This is a genomic window from Advenella incenata, assembly GCF_004217095.1.
In the GTDB taxonomy this organism is placed as follows: Bacteria; Pseudomonadota; Gammaproteobacteria; order Burkholderiales; family Burkholderiaceae_B; genus Advenella; species Advenella incenata.
In genome coordinates, this window is record NZ_SHKO01000001.1 from 1554567 (window position 1) to 1574362 (window position 19796).

Consider the following 19796-nt stretch of genomic DNA (forward strand, 5'->3'; position numbering starts at 1 on the left):
GCTGCCAGCTCACTTCAAGTTGTTGGCACTGCCGCGCTGCGAGTGGATCAATTGGCTGCCTGTACCGGTCTTGCGCAACCTCAGTACGGCGGCAGCCTGCTTATTAACAGGATCTGAAGGTGCATTGACCTGTCATTGCGGCTGCGCCGTGAATTCAATTTTTCCTTCCGGCAGCAAATACAGCACATGGGCGGCACCGTTGCTGACGGTGGGACAATGTGCGGAGTCCGGGCCATAGACTTTCCAGCCGGCATCACAGCCATCAAATCGGGCGCCGGGGGTGAGCGGCATGATCAGATCAATTTCGCCATTGGGATGGCGGTGATGGGGGCCGCGGATATCCTGCATGCTCACCACATCTACCGAAAATCCATGGGTCGCTTCGGACGGTTTGGTCACCCGGCCGTATTTGAGTCCCTGTGCTTCGTGCTTGCACATCCAGCCATCCTGCACGCCTGCAATACAGGCAGCGCTGATGTCGTGGTACCACTGGCTGTCGGCACCGTAGTGACTATTGAGCCAGCCCTGTAACGTTTCATCGAGCGGACGGTCTGCGATCTGCCGGGTTACTGTCTGGATGAGCGTGTCGAAATGTTCACGCATACTGAAAGTCTCCTTAACACCTGATTTTTTTTTTCGTGCATTATTTTGCATGTAGATGATAAGATAGGCATGCAGTTAAAATCAGTCAAGATTTTTGCTCAATCTTTAGGGAAAACACTAGCTCCCGATTTACGAAATGGCACGCTATGACGCTGGAAAATTCATTTGAAATAGATCCAATGGAAGACAAGACGCCGCTGTTGCGAGCGTTGGGCGAGCGGATTCGCTCGCTGCGCGCGCGCAAGGGAATTACGCGCAAGAAGCTGGCGAGCCTGGCGGGTATTTCCGAGCGCCATATGGCCAATCTTGAGCTGGGTACCGGCAATGCAACCATACTGGTGCTGCATCAGGTGGCCCAGGCGCTGACGTGTTCGCTGGCCGAGCTCATCGGCGACGTTACCACCTCGTCGCCCGAATGGCTGATGATCCGCGAGTTGCTGGAGAACCGCAGCGAGAAAGATCTGCACAAAGTGCGGCTGCGGTTGATTGAACTGTTCGGTGCCGACAAAACGCCGGGCTCGCGCCTGTCACGCATTGCCCTCATTGGTCTGCGCGGCGCCGGCAAATCCACGTTGGGCCGTATGCTGGCTGACCGGCTTGGCTATCCGTTCATCGAGTTGTCGCATGAAATCGAACAGACAACCGGTTGCAGCATCAACGAGATCCATTCACTGTATGGCCCCGTGGCCTACCGTCGCTACGAACGGCGTGCGCTGGAAGAAACCATCCAGCTGTATCCTGAAGTAGTGATTGCCACGCCGGGCGGGCTGGTTTCCGAAGCGGCCACCTACAACAATCTATTGGAGCATTGCCTGACGGTCTGGCTGCAGGCCACGCCGCGCGAGCACATGGACCGGGTCATCGCCCAGGGGGATTTTCGCCCCATGTCCGGCAGCAAGGAAGCCATGCATGACCTGAAGCTGATTCTGGAGGGCCGGGTGGCCTTCTACAGCAAGGCCGATGTGCATCTGGATACCAGTCTTCAGCCTCTTGAGGAGACTTTTGATGCGTTGTTTGCGAAGGTCCAGGCCGCCCGCCAGTCCGCTGAAATGCTGACGTGATCAGACGTGAGTGACTAGGGTAAATCCCTAGTCAAACAGCTTGACTGCCTGAAGAATCATGCAATATAGTGCGTCTAATGATAAACGAAATGCAATGAAATGCATGACTCTATTGGAGACAGCCATGAGCGAGCTGAAAGTCAATTACCAGACCAATCCGTCGCAGTACAAGCACCTCTCATTGACGACCGAAGGCAATGTGGCGCGTCTGACGATTGACATTGATGAAGACAGCGGCATTCGTCCCGGCTATAAGCTGAAACTGAACTCTTATGATCTGGGCGTGGATATTGAATTGCACGATGCACTCAATCGTCTTCGCTTTGAACATCCCGAAGTGCGCAGCGTTGTCGTATCCAGCGGTAAGGAGCGTATCTTCTGCTCGGGCGCCAATATTTTTATGCTGGGCTTGTCCAGTCATGCGTGGAAAGTCAATTTCTGCAAGTTCACCAATGAGACGCGCAACAGCATAGAGGATACCAGTGAGCATTCAGGCGTGAAGTTCATTGCCGCTGTCAATGGCGCCTGTGCTGGTGGCGGTTACGAGCTGGCCCTGGCCTGTGATGAAATCTATCTGGTGGATGATCGCTCCTCGTCGGTTTCACTGCCCGAAGTCCCGTTGCTTGGCGTACTTCCGGGTACGGGCGGCCTGACGCGAGTGACCGATAAACGCAAGGTCCGCCACGACCATGCCGATGTTTTCTGCACCTTGGTCGAGGGCGTGCGCGGTCAGCGGGCCAAAGACTGGAAACTGGTCGACGAGGTTGTCAAGCCTGCCCGGTTTCAGGAAACCATCAACGCCCGGGCGGTAGAGCTGGCGCAGCAGAATGCGGCGGATTCGTTGGACGGTCTGCAGGGGGTGGCGCTGACGCCGCTTGAAAAACACGAAACCGCCGACAGCCTGCATTACACATATGTCAGTGTCGATATTGACCGGGCAGGCAAGTTCGCCACCTTCACCCTGCGAGGCCCGCAAGGGGAGTTGCCCGACAGCATTGAGGCCATTTTGCAGGCAGGCATGCGCTGGTGGCCGTTGCAAATGGCCCGTGAACTGGATGATGCCATTCTTTCCATGCGGACCAACGAACTGGACAGCGGCCTGTGGTTGATCAAAACCACAGGCAGCGCCGAGGCAGTGCTCAAAAGCGACGATATCCTGCTCAATCATAAGGACCATTGGTTCGTGCGCGAAACCCTGGGTTTGCTGCGTCGTACTTTTGCAAGGCTGGACGTCTCCTCGCGCTCCCTGTTTGCACTGGTCGATGAAGGCTCGTGCTTTGCCGGATCGTTGCTGGAACCGGCGCTTGCCTGCGATCGCATTTATATGCTGACCCTGCCTGATGACGAAGACCGTACGCCACGTATCACCGTCGGTCCGATCAACTTCGGCTTCTTGCCCATGGTGACGCGACAGTCGCGCCTGGCGCGCCGCTTTTATGATGATCAAGCCAGCCTGGAGGCCATCAAGTCACTGGCCGGCAAGCACCTGGAGGGCGATCAGGCCGAGCAGGCCGGACTGGTTACCTATGCGCTGGATGATATCGATTGGGACGAAGAAGTACGGATTGCGATTGAAGAGCGGGTGTCCATGTCGCCCGATGCGTTGACCGGCATGGAAGCCAACCTGCGCTTTAATGGCCCCGAAAATATGTGGACGCGGATCTTCGGCCGCTTGACGGCCTGGCAAAACTGGATCTTTATTCGACCCAATGCGGTCGGAGAAAAAGGCGCCCTCAAACTGTATGGTAAGGGCGAAAAACCCAGCTTTGACCGCAATCGCGTCTGACCCATTCCGTCTGACGGCCAGCTGCGTATATTCATCAAAATGAAGGGGCAGGGTAAACCCATTGAAATACCCGCTCCGTGACACTGGAGATCACTATGTCGAGTATCAACTACAACGAGAAAATCCCCAATAATGTGAACCTGTCCGAAGACCGGACACTGCAGCGCGCGCTTGAGCACTGGCAGCCGAATTATCGCAAATGGTGGAATGAGATGGGACCCGAAGGTTCGCAGGACTTTGACGTCTACTTGCGTACCGCGACCAGTGTGGATCCGCAGGGCTGGGCATCCTTTGGCTATGTGAAGATGCCGGACTATCGCTGGGGCATCTTTCTGAACCCGCGTGATGTCGAGCGTCAGGTCAATTTTGGCGAGCACAAAGGCGAGAAGGCCTGGCAGGATGTGCCGGGTGAACATCGCGCCAATCTGCGGCGCATTATTGTGACCCAGGGCGATACCGAGCCGGCATCAGTGGAGCAGCAGCGCTATCTGGGCCTGACCGCGCCTTCCATGTATGACTTGCGCAATCTGTTCCAGGTCAACGTGGAAGAGGGACGGCATTTGTGGGCCATGGTGTATCTGCTGCACAAGCATTTCGGTCGTGATGGTCGCGAGGAAGCAGAAGCGCTGCTTGAGCGCAATAGTGGTGACCAGGACAATCCGCGAATTCTGGCTGCCTTCAATGAAAAAACGCCAGACTGGCTATCGTTTTATATGTTTACCTATTTCACGGATCGCGACGGAAAATTTCAATTGTGTGCGCTGGCCGAATCCGGCTTTGACCCGCTGGCACGCACCACGAAATTCATGCTGACCGAAGAGGCGCATCATATGTTCGTCGGTGAGTCTGGGGTATCGCGGGTCATCCAGCGAACCTGCGAGGTGATGAATCAATTGAAAACTGACGATGCCGCGCGTCTTCGCGAAGCCGGTGTGATTGACCTGGAAACCATTCAGCGCTATCTGAATTTCCATTTCAGTGTCACCATTGACCTGTTCGGCGCAGACGAGTCCAGTAACGCCGCTACGTTCTACAATACCGGATTGAAAGGGCGCTACGAAGAAACCAAGCGTGACGACGATCACAAACTGTACGATCGCACCTATAACGTGCTGGCCGTGCAGGACGGGCGTCTGGTCGAGCGCTCTGTGCCGATGCTCAATGCGCTCAACGAAGTGTTGCGCGATGACTATATCACGGACTCGGTCGGTGGCGTCAATCGCTGGAATAAAGTGATTGAAAAGGCGGGAATTTCCTTTCGCCTGAAGACACCGCACAAAGCATTCAACCGGAGCATCGGCACCTTGTCGGGCATATTTGTTTCCCCCGAAGGTACGATGATGTCCGAGGCCGAATGGGTCAGGCGCGAACGTGACTGGTTGCCGACAAGTGAAGACCGCGCCTTTGTCGCTTCACTGATGGGGCGCGTCGTGGAGCCGGGCAAATTTGCCAACTGGATTGCGCCGCCGGTCATGGGCATCAATCGCCAGCCGGTCGATTTCGAGTATGTGCGATTCAACTGATCAGGGATGCCCGAAAGGGCATCCACTAATATGGAAATAGATCCAGGAGGCAGACTGTTATGGCGACGATCGAACAAGCCCAGGTAATAAAAAAACAGCACCTGATTGATCCGGAAATTTGCATACGCTGCAATACATGCGAGGAAACCTGTCCGATTGATGCGATTACGCACGACGGTACCAATTATGTGGTGAAGCCGGACGTTTGCAACCATTGCATGGCCTGTGTGGCGCCCTGTCCCACCGGCGCCATCGATAACTGGCAGCCGGTACATGCGGAAAAAATGTATTCAATCGACGAGCAATACACCTGGGACGAGTTGCCGGCGCCGCTGGCGCTGGATGTGCCGGATATACCAGCAGTTGCCGACGCTGGTACGACTGATGTTAATACAGAGGCGGATGCGGAAGTAACCATCCAGGGCAGCAATTATGTCGCTGGCTCGCAGATTCCTCCATGGTCTGCCTCGCACAGCTATACCAACCTGTATGGCACGCGCAACGTGGTGACGGCCACGGTCTCGGGAAACTACCGGCTGACCGATGATGCGTCCGATAGTGACATTCGGCATGTCGTCCTGGATTTTGGCGATGCCCCGTTTCCGGTGTTGGAGGGCCAGTCCATTGGCATTATTCCACCAGGCACTGACGCCGGCGAGCGTTTGCATCATGCCCGTCAATATTCACTGGCCAGCCCGCGGGATGGCGAGCGACCCCGCTACAACAACGTATCGATCACCGTCAAGCGGGTGGTGCAGGACTATGATGGCAATGCGGTCAAGGGGGTCTGTTCCAATTACGTATGTGATTTGCAGAAGGGCGACAAGGTACAGGTTATCGGGCCTTTTGGCCATACCTTCCTGATGCCGAACCACCCGGGCGCAAATATTATCATGATCTGCACCGGAACCGGCAGCGCGCCCATGCGCGCGATGACCGAGAGGCGCCGGCGCAAGCACCTGGAAGGACAGGGCGATGCACGCGGCAAACTCATGCTTTTCTTTGGCGCCCGCTGTAAGGAAGAACTACCTTATTTCGGACCGCTCAACAAGTTGCCCAAAGACTTTATCGATATTAATTTTGCATTTTCGCGTACCCCCGGCCAGCCCAAAAAATATGTGCAGGATGTGATGCGTGAACGCCTGCCCGATCTGCTGGCGTTGCTCAAGGACGAGGACACGTATATTTATGTCTGCGGCGTCAAGGGCATGGAGTCCGGCGTGCTGGAGGTCTTGCAAGAAGCGGCCACTGCCGGCGGCATGGTATGGCCCGAACTGCATGCCACGCTCAGGCAAAAAGGGCGTCTGCATCTGGAGACGTATTGATGGTGTTGGCATAGCGGTACGATCAGCCAGATCATATTTTGCAATTGGCCGCAGGTCTATGTTTCCTGATGTTTGCTGAAGGATGGGCGCTCGACACAGGCAGCGGCAGCCCATACCAGCAACACTGCAGGTACTGAGTATACCCAGAACGCAGACAGCAAAGGCAGCAGTAGTCCGGCGGCAAGCGGGCCGGTTCCGGCCCCGATATCACGCCAGACAGAACGAGCGGCAAGGGCGTGAACCCGCTCCGGGCCCGGCGTTCGTCGGGCCACGATGGGCGCCAGCAGCGGCAGTTGCAGGGCGCGAAGTACAACAATTGACGTGGCACAGCTCCATAGCCAGCCCGCACCGAATCCGATCAGGCATACACAGGTCATCAGCGACAGTGCAAGCAGAAGTTTTTCGGCACCGAATCGTTCTGCAAGCCTGCCGCCTATGGGACTTAAGACAATTTCACCCAGATAGCGCAGTGCCAGCAATAGGCCGGCGGTCATGACCGCGCCCTCAGGAAAAAGATCGCTGCCCAGGTAGGACAGACCGATAATGAACAGCCCGTCCAGCGTGAAGCCTTCCAGAAAAGACCACATATCCAGACTGTTGGGCAGGCGCAGGCCGCGCCGCTTTGGCGGCATTGGATACGCACGAAATGGAAGGTGGCGGGTGACCACGACGCCCATCATTGCCGTGGCGGCGAGTATCCAGAAAATGGCGCGGGGCCCGAAGCCATAGGCAAGTAGCGCTGCCAGAGGCAATGCGATGGCCGGTCCCAGCGCAATAAAGGCGCGGGATCTTCCCGATCGGCGTGAAGCGCCTGTTGCCTCGGCCGTCGCCAAAGCCTGCGTTGACAGGTTCAGGGCGGCGAAGGCCAATCCCCAGAGCAGTCGCAATGGCAATAACGCCCACAGGCCCGTCAGCGTGGCATAGCCCACTGCACACAGGCCGGCCGCAATGACGGCAAGCGTGCAGACCAGGCGATCGCCATGTCGGGCATAAAAGCGTGCGACAAAACCATACCCGGCTATCCGGATAAGGCGATTGGCGGCAAGCAATACGCCGGCCTCAACCAGCGATACGCCAAACTGTTCCGAGTACATGGGGAGCAACAAATACAGGACTACATCGGTGGGTAAGGCAAGGGCCATGGCGAGCGCGGCATACCGCGAATGCCGTTCAACGGGGGGCTGGGCAGGGGGAATGATCATACGGGAATGCTACTGCGCAGTCAGAGACGCGACAAACGATTTAAATTCGCGCCATGTGTTATAAAATTAAACGCATGAACACCTCTCTGCCACCCCTCAATGCCGTTCGCGCTTTTGTTGCTGCAGCGCGGCACCAGAGTTTTACACTGGCGGCCAATGAACTGCATATCACCCATAGCGCAATCAGTCATCAGGTGAAGGCGCTTGAGTCCTATATGGGAGTCCGTCTATTCGACCGACGTATCCGGCAGGTAAGCCTGACACTCGAAGGCTTGCGGTTTTTCACACAGGCCGATGCGGCGCTTAAACAAATCGCCAATGCTGCGCAATCGGTCATGAGCCAAACGCCTGAACGGGTAGTCAGGATCAATGTCCGTCCTTCATTTGCGGTACGTTGGCTGATTCCCAGGCTGCCTGAATTCATCGCGCAATACCCCGGTATAGAACCGCACGTGCTCACCACGACGCTACCGCCCGAGTCCGCCGGCGACTTCGATATTTCCATCCGTCGGGGCCTCAAGGGATGGTCGGACGCGATGCAGGTGTCCGCGTTTATTGAAGATGACGTATGTCTGGTCATGTCGCCCGCTTTCCAGGCCAAGTATGGTGTCACGGATCCAGGCGCGCTGGCGGGACTGACGCTGTTGCGGTCAAAGTCTCGCAAGGGCGATTGGGAAGCCTGGCTGGAGCATGTTGGCATAGACGGCGTCAGACCCGTGGGTCAAATGCAGTTTGACCATGTACATTTTGTTCTACAAGCGGTCGAGGACGGCCTGGGTTTCGCAATTGTCCCGTTCTCGTTGATTTCCCACGACGTGGCGCTGGGCCGACTTTGTTGTCCATTGCCGGATATGCATATGCGCCTGCCGGTGACCCGGTATTATTATGGCGTTAGTCCGAACGCGACACCTGAAGCGCGATATTTTATTGCCTGGCTGGAAAAGGAGCTTGCACGCCAGGCGAGCAGTGGGCGCGTGACCGGATGACACCGAAAAAGGGATCGGCACTGCCTGTCGGGAACGGGCAGGGATGTTTTCCCACTTGCGTGTAAAGCAAATCGATGGACGATTTGATAATTACTAAATAACCATTGGTTATTTTATTCGCCTTTGTTATGCTGATATAGTTTTCTTCACGAATATATGTATTCCAAATAACGTTTGGGTATAACGCCAACTATCAGGAAACCTGCCATTATGAAACTGAGAAAACTTTTACCCCTGCTGGGCGCGGCCCTGATCGGCCTGAGCGCCGTCAGCGCCCAGGCTGATCAACTGGACGATATCAAGAAAAACGGTGAACTGGTTGTCGGTGTTCTGGGCACAGATGAACCGGCAACCTTCATCGACCCCAAGACCCGTGAGTTCATTGGCTATGAAGTGGATCTTGCCAAGGCGGTAGCCGACAAGATCGGCGTGAAAGCCCGCTTCAAGCAAGTAGCCGTGGCTGCGCGCATTCCCGAACTGCAGCAAAAACACGTGGATATTATTGCCGCCGGCCTGACACACAACAAGGAACGCGAAGCACAGGTCGATTTTTCCGTGACCACTTTTGTGACCGGACAGAAGGCGCTGGTGCGTAGCGACAGCGGTATCACCGATCTGGCCGGTTTGTCGGGCAAGAAAGTGCTGACCATTCGTGGCGGCACTCAGGAGCCCAATATTCGCAAGGCAGTGCCTGATGTGAACGTGGTTACATTCGATACCAGCCAGCAGGCGTTTCTTGCTTTGCAACAAGGCAAGGGTGTGGGCTATGTTGACGATGAAGCGGCGTTGATGCGCGTCTATGCCAAGCTGGGGCCAAAGCAGAAAGATTTTGTGGTGCTCAAGCAAAGCATCAGCGAAGAACCGCTGGCATTCGGCTTGCGCAAAGGCGAGGCCGGTTTGAAAAAAGTGGTCGACGATACGCTGCGTGAACTTGAAGCCTCTGGTCAGGCCGAGAAAATTTTCTTCAAATGGTACGGACCGGATACAAAATCGCAGTTTTCAACGCGCAGCTTTAAATTCGAAACCGATAAAATTTAAGAGTAGACTGGATACCCGCAAGACAGCATCTGGAAAATGATCGGTTGCTGTTGCAAAGCGACGGCGTGTGCTGCGCTAGACCAGCGCAGCGGACTTCACGCCGTTTTTTGTTTCCACGACTACGCGACTGATCCATGCCCGAGTTTGACGCTTCCATGCTGCTCAGCGGCCGGTACCATGAAATGCTGCTGGCAGGATTATGGCTATCCATACAATTGCTGGTCATTTCACTGGTGCTCGCGCTGCCACTGGCCACCTGCATCGCCTTGCTGCGCCTGTCGCCGTTGGCGCTGCTGCGCGGCCTGGGCTTTGCCTATGTCGAGACGATCCGCAATATCCCGCTGCTGGCACATATGCTGTTCTGGTATTTCGGTGCCCCCGAGCTGCTGCCCGAAGCAGCCAAGCAATGGCTTTATGCCGGCAACACCGAAGCCAGCTGTGCGGTCATTGCGCTGACGCTTTATACCGCAGCCTATATGGCCGAAGATATCCGTAGCGGCATCCGGGCTATTTCATTTGTACAGATGGAAGCCGCGCGTGCGCTGGGGCTGAGTTTTCTGGCGGCCATGCGTCTGGTCATCCTGCCACAGGCCATGCGGGTCATTACACCGCCATTGATTTCGCAGACACTGAATTTGTGGAAAAATACCAGTATTGCAACTGTCATTGGTGTGGCTGAGCTTATGTATCAGGCCGGTCAGGTCGAAAGCGCCAGCTTCAGAAGTTTTGAATCCTTTGCTTTTGCCACCTCTGCCTACCTGAGCCTGTCGCTGCTGATCACTGCGCTGGCTGCGTGGTTCCAGCATCGTTATCCGCCGAGGGCGCTATGAGCGGATTTCTTGAGGTCATCGATACGTACTGGTTGTACTTCCTGGTTGGCCAGTATCCGAACGGGCCGCTGGGCGGACTGGCGCTTACGTTGTTGCTGGCAAGCTGTGCGCTGGTCATGGCCATGCCGCTGGGTATTGCGCTGGCGTTTGCCCGCATCAGCCCATGGCGGGCGGTGCGCTGGCCTGTGAGCATCCTGGTATTTGTGGTGCGTGGAACGCCGTTGCTGATGGTGGTGTTTTGGGCCTATTTCTTTTTGCCCAGCGTGACTGGCGTAAAAACTAATCAGTTCTGGACCATGCTTATTGCACTGGTTATTTTCGATGCCGCCTATCTGGCCGAAATTATCCGGGCCGGCATCCAGGGTTTGCCCAAGGGCCAGATGGAGTGCGCCCGTTCGCTGGGCTTCGGTTATTTTCGCGCCATGCGACTGGTCATATTGCCGCAGGCGATCAGGCATATGCTGCCATCGCTGGTCAACCAGTTTATCTCGACGATCAAGGAAACTTCCCTGGGTTATATCATCGGTCTTGCTGAGGTTTCCTTTATCACCTCGCAGATCAATACCCAGGTGATGGTGTATCCGACGCAAATTTATCTCGTCCTGGGCCTGACCTATCTGCTGCTGTGTTTCGGCCTGTCCCGTTTTGCCTACTGGCTTGAACGCCGGCGCGGGAAACAGCAAGCTGCCATCGCTGCCCGCAAGGAAGCAACATGATTGAATTTGAAAATGTGAATAAATGGTATGACAAGTATCATGCCTTGGTGGATGTCACGGAAACCGTCGCGCGCGGCGAAGTGGTTGTCGTGTGCGGCCCGTCAGGATCAGGTAAATCTACCCTGATCCGTACGATCAACCGGCTCGAGCCTATTCAGGCGGGTCATATCCGCGTCAATGGTCAGGATATCCATGATAAATCGATAGATTTGAATGCCTTTCGCTCGGGCATCGGTTTTGTTTTCCAGCAGTTCAATTTGTTTCCTCATCTGAGCGCCCTGGAAAACTGCACCCTGGCGCCTATGCATTTGCATGGGCTGTCTGCCCCGGCGGCGCGAGAAAAAGCCTTGTCGTTGCTGGATCGGGTCGGCCTGGCTCATAAGGCTGATGCCATGCCCGACGCGCTGTCGGGCGGGCAGCAGCAGCGCGTTGCCATCGCTCGTGCGCTGGCCATGGAGCCGCCGCTGATGCTGTTTGATGAACCAACCAGCTCGCTGGATCCGGAGATGGTCGGAGAAGTACTGTTGGTTATGCGCGATCTGGCTAAAGACGGCATGACTATGGTATGTGTGACGCATGAAATGGGATTTGCGCGCGAAGTGGCCGACCGGATTCTGTTTATGGATGCCGGCAAAATGCTGGAGCGCGCCACACCGGACGATTTTTTCAACCGTCCGCAGCATCCCCGGGCAGCGCAGTTTCTCTCGGATATACGCACGCCTTTTGCCGGGGCGGTATGACAATGGTTGCCTGGGCAGGATGACAAATGAAATACGCTTGCCATTGTTTGTGCTTCTGCTATCACCCTTGTTCGCGAACCGCCAGGCGGCGCCGGCTATTTAACCATTGAATCGATACAGATCATGACCTATACCCCTGAGACTCACCCTGCATTACCGATCATTGATGTCTCTGCATTGGTAACCGATAGTAGCCGCCAGGCATTGCAGACGGTTGCTGATCACATTCGCAATGCTTGTCGTGCCCACGGTTTCTTCTATGTTGCAGGGCATGGCGTCGATATGGCGTTGATGCAGCGTCTGGATACGCTCAGCCGCCAGTTTTTTTCGCTGGACGAGCAGGAAAAAATGCGCTGGCGGATGGCGCTCGGTGGTCGGGCGTGGCGCGGTTATTTCCCCCTGGGCGGTGAATTGACTTCGGGCAGGCCGGACTGGAAAGAAGGGCTTTATCTGGGCACCGAGCTGGCCGATGATCATCCGCTGGTGCAGGCAGGCACGCCGGTACACGGGCGCAACCTGTTTCCCGACATCCCAAACTTGCGGCAAACCATCTTGCAATACATGGAAGCGGTGACCGCGCTGGGTCATGCCCTGATGCGCGGCATTGCGCTCAGCCTGGCGCTGCCGGCAGACTACTTCGAGCGCCGCTACACCGCAGACCCCCTGATCCTGTTTCGCATTTTCAATTATCCGACCCAGGATGTGCCCAAAGAGATGGACGTGCAATGGGGCGTAGGGGAACATACAGATTATGGGTTATTGACCATTTTGCTGCAGGATCAGATCGGTGGCTTGCAGGTGAAGACCCCTGGCGGCTGGGTTGATGCCGTACCGGTGCCGGGCACGTTCATTTGCAATATCGGCGACATGCTGGAACGCATGACCGGCGGCTGGTATCGATCAACCGCACATCGGGTGGTGCGCAACACCTCGGGCAGCGACCGGCTGTCTTTCCCGTTGTTCTTTGATCCCAATTATTTTGCACAAGTGCAGCCCATCGAAGGGCTGCCCGCCGTTCCTGATCCGGATGACAGCGCATCGCGCTGGGATAAGGCCAATGTGCATGCATTCAATGGCATTTACGGAGACTATCTGCTCAACAAAGTATCCAAGGTATTTCCGCAATTGCGCCAGGATGTTTTGTAAGGGGCGGGCGGCGCGCCATGGATATTGCGTTGGCAAGCAAAACAGGATTTGGTGATTAACGGCGCATAAGCACGACGACAGCAGGCTTAGACGCTACAGAATAATCATCAGATAATCCCGACAATCCTATTGTTAACTATATGAATTATTACAACGGCGTTATAATACGCTGAACCGTTTGCAATCATTTTCTGCCGGGCGCCGTATCTACAAACGCATGCCAGCGAACAGGATTTTATTTTGAAACCAACTGATCAAGACGCGCTTGATAACTTTGAAAGTTCGGTCGGATTTCGACTGTTTGCAGAACGTAAGCAACTCACATTATCGCTGCCTGAGCAGATTGCCGCTCAACTGGGCGACCAGATCATCAGCGGCTCCATGGCCAACGGCGCGCATATTCCCGAGCAGGAACTGGCCGAACGATATGAGGTCAGCCGGGGCCCGGTGCGCGAGGCTTTAAGGATCCTGGAGCGAGAAGGACTGGTTGTCGTCAACCCCAGACGGGGGGCCAGTGTGTCCGAGTTGAACGCCGATGAACTGGCAGAAATATTCGAGGTGCGCAGCAGCCTTTTGTCGCTGGCGGCGCGAAAGAATGCGGCGGCTCAAAATCCAGAATTACTCAAGCTGCTTGAGCACGGTATCAAAAAGCTTGCGTCGTGCATTGACACGCCTGCCGATGGCAGTCTTTATGCCGAGACCACTTACCGCCTGTCTTTACTGTCGGCGCGCTACGCAAGCAATACACGCTTAAGTCAGATCGTGACCTCCTTGTCTTTGCAAACCTTGCGTTATTCGAAATTGCAATTTCGATCCCGGGAACGAAGAGTGCGCTCTATCGAGCATTGGCAACGTTCCCTGCAGGCGTGCAAGGCGGGTGACGCTGAACTGGCGGCCCAGATTTGCCAGCAGCGGATCCAGGAGTCCTGGGATGCCACACTGGCGGCCCTGCAAGCTGAGACGCACTAGGGAGCAAGGCCGATCGCGCTGTAATGGATCCGCAGCGCAATGGATCTACCCCGAGAGGCATCACGCGGCAAGTGGGCGCTTTCTGTCGGGAGCAGCCTGCGTGACAATATTCTGTGCCAGCTGCGTATGAACCTGGCCTTGGCAAAAGTCCGGGTATTCCAATGCGGCCAGCAGGAACGGTATATTGGTCTTGATGCCCTCGATTACGCTGTCTGATAATGCGCTTCTTAAACGCTCAATGGCCTGGCGCCGGGTGTCGCCATGCGCAATCACCTTGGCAATCATCGGATCATAAAACGGCGATACCCTGGTGCCTTCTGCATAGCCGGTTTCAATGCGAATGCCTGCGCCCTGACCCAATCGAAAAACGCTCAATAATCCAGGAGACGGGGTGAAACGCCATGGGTCTTCGGCATAAATGCGAACCTGGATCGCATGGCCGATAGGGGCCTGCGGCCGATTTGGAATGACTTCGTGCAGACGTTTGCCGGCGGCCAGCGCAATCTGGCTTTGCACAATGTCAATGCCCGTTACTGCTTCGGTAACGCCATGTTCGACCTGTAGCCGGGTGTTCATTTCCAGAAAACTGAAGCCAGTCTGCTGATCGTATAAGGTTTCCACCGTTCCAATATTGTTATATTTCACGTTTTCCATGATGCGAACAGCAGTGTCTGCCATCGATACGAGTGTGGCCCTGTCAATGGCCGGGGCGCCCGCTTCTTCGATTACTTTTTGGTGGCGGCGCTGGATCGAGCAGTCGCGCTCGAACAGATGCATGGCGTTGCCAAAGTTGTCTGCCATGATCTGAAATTCAATATGCCGCGGCTGTGCAAAGAGGCGCTCGGCATACAACTGGCTGTTGCCGAAGCTTCTTTGCGCCAGGCTTGTGGCCTGTTCGAGCGCGGCTGGCAGTGCAGAAGCTTCATGCACTGCGATCATGCCAATGCCGCCACCGCCTGCTGCAGGCTTGATTAACAACGGAAAACCCGCGCTTGCGGCCTGGATACACTGCTGTTCGGCCGTGCCCTGGAGGATGCCGCTGCTGCGGCACATCGGCATGTTATGTTGCGCCATCAGTTCCCGTGCCCGGGTTTTGTGTCCCATGGACTCGATCCAATGCGGCGATGGGCCAATGAATACCAGGCCGGCGCGCTGAGCGCGCGCGGCGAACTCAGCGTTTTCCGATAGAAAGCCGTACCCCGGATGGATCGCGTCGACGCTGGCCGATTGCGCGGCGGCCAGTATTTTGTCCATATTCAGGTAACTATCGGCCGCTGCAGGGGGGCCAATACAAATTTTTTCTTCTGCCTGCCGCACATAGGGCAGGTCAGCATCTGCCTCTGAATAGACCACAGCACAATCTATGCCCATTTGCCTTGCGGCGCGAATAATTCTTGCTGCTACGGCGCCCCGGTTGGCCACCAATATTTTCTTGAACACTGTCAGATCTCCTGTCGCACTCTTGAATGCCGGTTTGCCGGTCATCGAGCAATTGATTGATTGTGTAATTCTAGTTTGTATATTATATTATTGTTAACAATCTGTTTGTTAATTTATTTATAAGGCAAAAAATATGGACGTTCTGTCAGAAGTGACCGGCACGGTATGGAAAGTCGTCGTTAATGATGGCGATACGGTTCAAGAGGGCCAGACTTTGGTAATTGTGGAATCCATGAAAATGGAAATCCCGGTAGAGGCGCCTGCCAGTGGTCAAGCTACGATTCTGGTTCAGGAAGGTAGTGCTGTCGAGGAAGGCATGATCGTGGCGCGAATCGGGGCAGCCTGAATCAGCGATCGACCTGAACCCCTTATTTGCAACAGGAGAATACCTTGAATCCACCTGCGACCAATCTGCAATCCACCGCCGAATCAGAGGCGCAGCCGCTGGCGGGCGTCAAGGTGATCGAGATCTGCAGCACCATTGCCGGACCCGCTTGCGGGCGCCTGCTGGCTGATTTCGGCGCCGATGTCATCAAAATAGAGCCTCCCCAGGGAGATCCGGTGCGTCAGATGGGCAGTCATGTGGGTGATATCTCGCTCTACGCCGCGTCCATCCTGCGTAATAAGCGTTCGGTCGTGATCGATCTGAAGACTGAACAGGGCTGCAAACTGGCGCTGGCGCTGATGGCTGGAGCAGATATTGTGCTGGAAAACAACCGGCCCGGCGTTCTGGAAAGACTGGGGCTGGGCTATGAGCAGGTATCGGCGCAGCATCCCGGCATCATCTTTGTGCGCATCAGCGGATATGGACAGGACGGGCCTTACGCCCAAAGACCGGGCTACGGTGCGATTTGCGAGGCGGTGGGCGGCGTCAGACATATGACTGGAGACCCGGATCGGCCACCTGCGCGCGTTGCACTAGCGACAACCGACTATCTGACCTCGGTGTACGCCGCCTTTGGTGCAATGGGCGCACTGCGCAGTCGGGATCGAACCGGGCAGGGCCAAGTCGTGGATGTGGCATTGTATGAGACCGCCTTCACGCAACTGGAGCCGCTGGTCCCTGCATACCAGAAGCTCAACAAAATTCCAATGCGAGTCGGTCCGAACCTGCCTTCCATGGCGCCCAACAGTCTTTACCCGACTCGCGATAATAATTATCTGCTGATCGCTGCCAACAGCAATGCCACGTTCGAACGTTTGCTCAAACTGATGGATCGTCTTGATTTGCTACAGGATACGCGCTTTTGCTCGATTCGTGCGCGGGGCCAAAAACCCAATATGACGGATCTGGATGCCATTATCAGCACGTGGACGCGCCAGTACGATGCCGTCGAGCTGGAACAGATGATCATTGCCGTAGAAGTGCCTGTATCCAGGGTCTATACGATAGCGGACATCTTTGACGATCCGCATTATCGGGCGCGCGGCATGATTGCCAATGTGCCTCACCCGCAGCTGGAGTCTGTAGCCCAGGTCGGAATTGTGCCGCGCCTGTCGGTCACGCCGGGCAGCATCCGCTTTACGGGGCCCGATCTGGGCGCAGACACGGTCAGTGTGCTGCGCGACGAGCTTGGCATCGACGACAAGACCATAGAAGACTTGCTGCGCGACGGAGTGATCGCGGCGGGAGATTGACTCACCTGTGCAGCTTCGGGGAAGCGTAACGCGCCTTGCCGGCTGTCATTACAACCAATATAGAAGAGACTATGCAAACATTCGAATATCATGGCCAGCAGTGGAAAGAGGAATACGAAGAGCTGTACAGACGCCGCAAAATGGCTCAGGCCATGGGGGGCGAGCAAGCCTTGCTCAAGCACAAGGAGCGTGGACGGTTGAATGCGCGGGAGCGCATGGACGCATTGCTCGATCCTGGCACTTTTCGTGAGATGGGCAGACTGGCAGGCAAGGGACGTTATGACGAAAACGGTCGCTTCATTGATATGTCGCCCGTGAATGCAATTATCGGCACAGGTAAAGTTGAGAGCAGGACTGTGGTGGTCTCGGGCGATGACTATACGTTGCGCGCCGGGTCTTCCGAGTCCACCATTTCCGATAAGTGGATCTATGCTGAACGGTTGGCCATTACGATCGGCGCGCCGTTGATCAGAATGGTCGATAGCGCCGGCGGCAGTGTCAAGCTGCTTGCGCAGATGGGTGGAACGAAGATCCCTGGTTATCCGACCTGGCCAGCCATTAAACTGATGGATAAGGTACCTGTTGTCGGTATTGCGCTGGGCTCGTGTGCCGGGCTTGGTGCTATGAAAGTGGTGTTGTCGCATTTCTCTGTGATGGTACGCGATCAGGCTCAGGTGTTTGCTGCCGGGCCACCGGTGGTCAAACAGGCTTACGGCATTGATATCGACAAGAACGAATTGGGCGGCTATAAAGTGCATCGTCGCAGTGCGCTCGTGCATAACGAAGCCGTGGATGAGGCGGATGCTTTCGCCCAGGTTAAACGCTTCTTAAGCTACTTGCCACCAAACAGCGATCAGCTGGCCGAGCGTACGGTTCCGGACGACTCACCGGATCGGGTAGAGGATTGGCTGGCCGATGCGATTCCAAAAGATCGGCGAAAAATTTTCGATCCTCGCAAAATCCTTGCTGCAATCTGCGATCGTGATTCAGTCTTTGAGATAGGTCGCTGGCAAGGTGGATCGGTCATAACGGCGTTCGCGCGGATCGACGGTTATCCGGTTGGTATCTTGTGCAACGATCCAAAAATTGCCGGCGGTGCCATGACGGTAGCGGCCGCGTATAAAACAGAGCGGCACGTCAAGCTGTGCGACACCTTCGGTTTGCCAATCATTAATCTGGTCGATCAGCCTGGTAATGCGACCGGCCCCGAGGCCGAGTTGCAAGGCACGCTGTTGTCTGCCGTGCGGGTGCTTACCGCTATTGAACATGCCGATGTGCCATGGTTCACCGTGATTATGCGACGCTGCTTCGGTATGGCCGGCGGCATGCATGCACCAAAGCATTTTCCGGCACTGAACCATCGGGTCGCATGGCCTTCTGCGCGGTGGGGCTCTATTCCTATTGAAGGTGGCGTTTACGCGGCACATCGTCGTGAGATTGATTCGGCAGAAGACCCCGTTGCGCTCAGAGAACAATTAGAGGCGCAATATCATCATCTGGGTTCACCGTTCCGTACCGCCGAGGCCTTCGGCATTCTGGACATTATTGATCCTCGCGAAACACGGTCGTTGCTGTGTGAATGGGTGGATCAGGCGTGGCATATGCTGGCAGCCAAACGTGGCACGAAAAAGTAAAAGGCCGTTTTTTTGGGCCGCGTGTAATGGTGCTGTCCACCATTTTTATTACAGAAGCGAGCGTTGGATTCGCTCAATCTACCATCTGAGGAGATCAGTATGAGTCTGAATAGTCGGGGCAAACGGTTAGGCAGCGCGGCAATGGGTTTGTATTTTATGGGTGCGATGATGACCGCTGGAATCGGTCACGCGCAACAGCCAGCTGATAAAAAATGGCAGCCAAGTAAGGGTGAGTTCATTGTGCCGGCAGGTCCGGGTGGGGCGCTTGATACCGCCGCTCGAATGATCTCCCATATGCTGCAAAAGGAGAAGCTTTATTCTAATCTTGTCGTGGTCAATAATCCCGGCGGCAATATGGCGATTGCACTTAATGCGCTTGACAAGCACAAGGGAGATGGCAATTACGTGATGACCTCGATCAGCTCGCTTATGAACCAGGAAATTCTAGGAAAAATTCAACATAAGCTGAGCGATTACACAGAGATTGCTACCCTGTTTGATGAATATGTAGCCATTGCCGTTCGTGCCAATTCACCCTATAAAAATATTCACGATTTGATAGCCAAGTTCAAAGCGTCGCCTGGAGAACTGAATGTTGGCGTAGCGACATCCATCGGAAACCATATACATGTCGGTCTTGCAAGCCCGTTGAAAGTGGCCGGCGTCGATATCAGCAAGATGACCGTGGTACCTTATAAATCATCAACTGAATCCATAACTGCATTGCAGGGCGAACACCTGGACGTTGTTGCGGCGACCACCCCTAACCTGGTTGGCCTGACTAAAAGTGGCGCGATTCGGGTATTGGCGATTGGTGCGCCAGAACGGTTGAGCGAGCCGTTTGAAAATGTACCCACCTGGGTTGAAGAGGGCATTAACGTTGTGCCCAGTTCAGCGCAGGGCGTATTAGGCCCCAAAGACATGCCTAAAGAGCAGCTTGATGTATGGGTGAATATGCTGACAACCATTGCTGCGACAGACGAGTGGAAAGCGTTTGTGGCCAAAAATCATTGGAGAGAGCACTTTCTTGGTCCCGAAGCAACGCGGGAATATCGTGCCGAAGAATATAAGCAGATTCGTTCTGTATTGACCGATCTCGGGTTGGTAAAGAAATAGCCAATCAAACTCCTTAGGGAAGTGAATCAAACTCCTTAGGGAC

18 protein-coding genes are annotated in these 19796 nt (G+C 55.3%); 15 read left to right on the plus strand and 3 right to left on the minus strand.

The window, feature by feature from the left end; genetic code table 11:
* Positions 1–132 precede the first annotated feature (132 nt).
* Positions 133–603 carry a DUF4863 family protein gene (locus tag EV681_RS07080; protein ID WP_128395354.1) on the minus strand — a complete coding sequence of 157 codons (471 nt, stop codon included), beginning with the start codon at positions 601–603 and terminating at the stop codon, positions 133–135.
* A 146-nt stretch (positions 604–749) separates the two neighbouring features.
* Here EV681_RS07080 and EV681_RS07085 point away from each other — a divergent pair, with 146 nt between their 5' ends.
* From EV681_RS07085 to boxA, 4 genes are all read left to right on the plus strand, one after another.
* Positions 750–1664, plus strand: coding sequence for a helix-turn-helix transcriptional regulator (locus tag EV681_RS07085; protein WP_128395355.1), 915 nt, complete (start codon positions 750–752; stop codon positions 1662–1664).
* Between the two features lie 124 nt (positions 1665–1788).
* Positions 1789–3450: a 2,3-epoxybenzoyl-CoA dihydrolase gene (gene boxC / locus EV681_RS07090; RefSeq protein ID WP_128395356.1), complete on the plus strand. Its 1662-nt coding sequence runs from the start codon at positions 1789–1791 to the stop codon at positions 3448–3450.
* Positions 3451–3545: 95 nt separating this feature from the next.
* On the plus strand, positions 3546–4973 hold the full coding sequence (gene boxB, locus EV681_RS07095) for a benzoyl-CoA 2,3-epoxidase subunit BoxB (RefSeq protein ID WP_130303602.1): 1428 nt from the start codon (positions 3546–3548) through the stop codon (positions 4971–4973).
* A 59-nt stretch (positions 4974–5032) separates the two neighbouring features.
* Entirely contained in the window at positions 5033–6298 is a 1266-nt protein-coding gene (gene boxA, locus EV681_RS07100; RefSeq protein ID WP_130303603.1) for a benzoyl-CoA 2,3-epoxidase subunit BoxA, read from the plus strand.
* A gap of 56 nt (positions 6299–6354) precedes the next feature.
* Here boxA and EV681_RS07105 read toward each other — a convergent pair whose 3' ends face one another.
* Entirely contained in the window at positions 6355–7500 is a 1146-nt protein-coding gene (locus EV681_RS07105) for an MFS transporter (protein WP_130303604.1), read from the minus strand.
* A 74-nt stretch (positions 7501–7574) separates the two neighbouring features.
* Here EV681_RS07105 and EV681_RS07110 point away from each other — a divergent pair, with 74 nt between their 5' ends.
* The 7 genes from EV681_RS07110 to EV681_RS07140 all read left to right on the plus strand — a co-directional run bounded on the left by EV681_RS07110 (position 7575) and on the right by EV681_RS07140 (position 13925).
* On the plus strand, positions 7575–8486 hold the full coding sequence (locus EV681_RS07110; RefSeq protein WP_130303605.1) for a LysR substrate-binding domain-containing protein: 912 nt from the start codon (positions 7575–7577) through the stop codon (positions 8484–8486).
* Between the two features lie 210 nt (positions 8487–8696).
* A complete protein-coding gene (locus tag EV681_RS07115; RefSeq protein ID WP_128395361.1) occupies positions 8697–9524 on the plus strand; it encodes an ABC transporter substrate-binding protein in 828 nt (275 codons plus the stop codon).
* A gap of 134 nt (positions 9525–9658) precedes the next feature.
* A complete protein-coding gene (locus EV681_RS07120; RefSeq protein ID WP_128395362.1) occupies positions 9659–10354 on the plus strand; it encodes an amino acid ABC transporter permease in 696 nt (231 codons plus the stop codon).
* On the plus strand, positions 10351–11070 hold the full coding sequence (locus tag EV681_RS07125; RefSeq protein ID WP_128395363.1) for an amino acid ABC transporter permease: 720 nt from the start codon (positions 10351–10353) through the stop codon (positions 11068–11070). Before EV681_RS07120 ends, EV681_RS07125 begins: the two co-directional genes overlap by 4 nt.
* Complete coding sequence (locus EV681_RS07130; RefSeq protein WP_130303606.1) at positions 11067–11810, plus strand: amino acid ABC transporter ATP-binding protein; 744 nt, start codon at positions 11067–11069, stop codon at positions 11808–11810. The genes EV681_RS07125 and EV681_RS07130 overlap by 4 nt, the downstream gene beginning before the upstream one ends.
* A gap of 123 nt (positions 11811–11933) precedes the next feature.
* The gene (locus EV681_RS07135) at positions 11934–12956 is read left to right on the plus strand and encodes an isopenicillin N synthase family dioxygenase (protein ID WP_128395365.1); all 1023 of its coding nucleotides are present in this window, start codon (positions 11934–11936) and stop codon (positions 12954–12956) included.
* Between the two features lie 240 nt (positions 12957–13196).
* Positions 13197–13925, plus strand: a complete 729-nt coding sequence (locus tag EV681_RS07140) for a GntR family transcriptional regulator (RefSeq protein WP_165392968.1) — start codon at positions 13197–13199, stop codon at positions 13923–13925.
* Between the two features lie 60 nt (positions 13926–13985).
* On the opposite strand, the gene EV681_RS07145 is transcribed toward EV681_RS07140, so the two are convergent.
* Positions 13986–15365 (minus strand): acetyl-CoA carboxylase biotin carboxylase subunit, encoded by a 1380-nt coding sequence (locus EV681_RS07145; protein ID WP_242612161.1) that lies wholly within the window; start codon positions 15363–15365, stop codon positions 13986–13988.
* A 133-nt stretch (positions 15366–15498) separates the two neighbouring features.
* Here EV681_RS07145 and EV681_RS07150 point away from each other — a divergent pair, with 133 nt between their 5' ends.
* The 4 genes from EV681_RS07150 to EV681_RS07165 all read left to right on the plus strand — a co-directional run bounded on the left by EV681_RS07150 (position 15499) and on the right by EV681_RS07165 (position 19753).
* Complete coding sequence (locus EV681_RS07150; protein WP_128395368.1) at positions 15499–15711, plus strand: acyl-CoA carboxylase biotin carboxyl carrier protein subunit; 213 nt, start codon at positions 15499–15501, stop codon at positions 15709–15711.
* Between the two features lie 44 nt (positions 15712–15755).
* Positions 15756–17003, plus strand: a complete 1248-nt coding sequence (locus EV681_RS07155) for a CaiB/BaiF CoA transferase family protein (RefSeq protein ID WP_242612162.1) — start codon at positions 15756–15758, stop codon at positions 17001–17003.
* 71 nt (positions 17004–17074) lie between these two features.
* Positions 17075–18637 (plus strand): acyl-CoA carboxylase subunit beta, encoded by a 1563-nt coding sequence (locus EV681_RS07160; protein WP_242612163.1) that lies wholly within the window; start codon positions 17075–17077, stop codon positions 18635–18637.
* A 99-nt stretch (positions 18638–18736) separates the two neighbouring features.
* Positions 18737–19753: a Bug family tripartite tricarboxylate transporter substrate binding protein gene (locus tag EV681_RS07165; protein WP_130303609.1), complete on the plus strand. Its 1017-nt coding sequence runs from the start codon at positions 18737–18739 to the stop codon at positions 19751–19753.
* Positions 19754–19796: the final 43 nt, after the last annotated feature.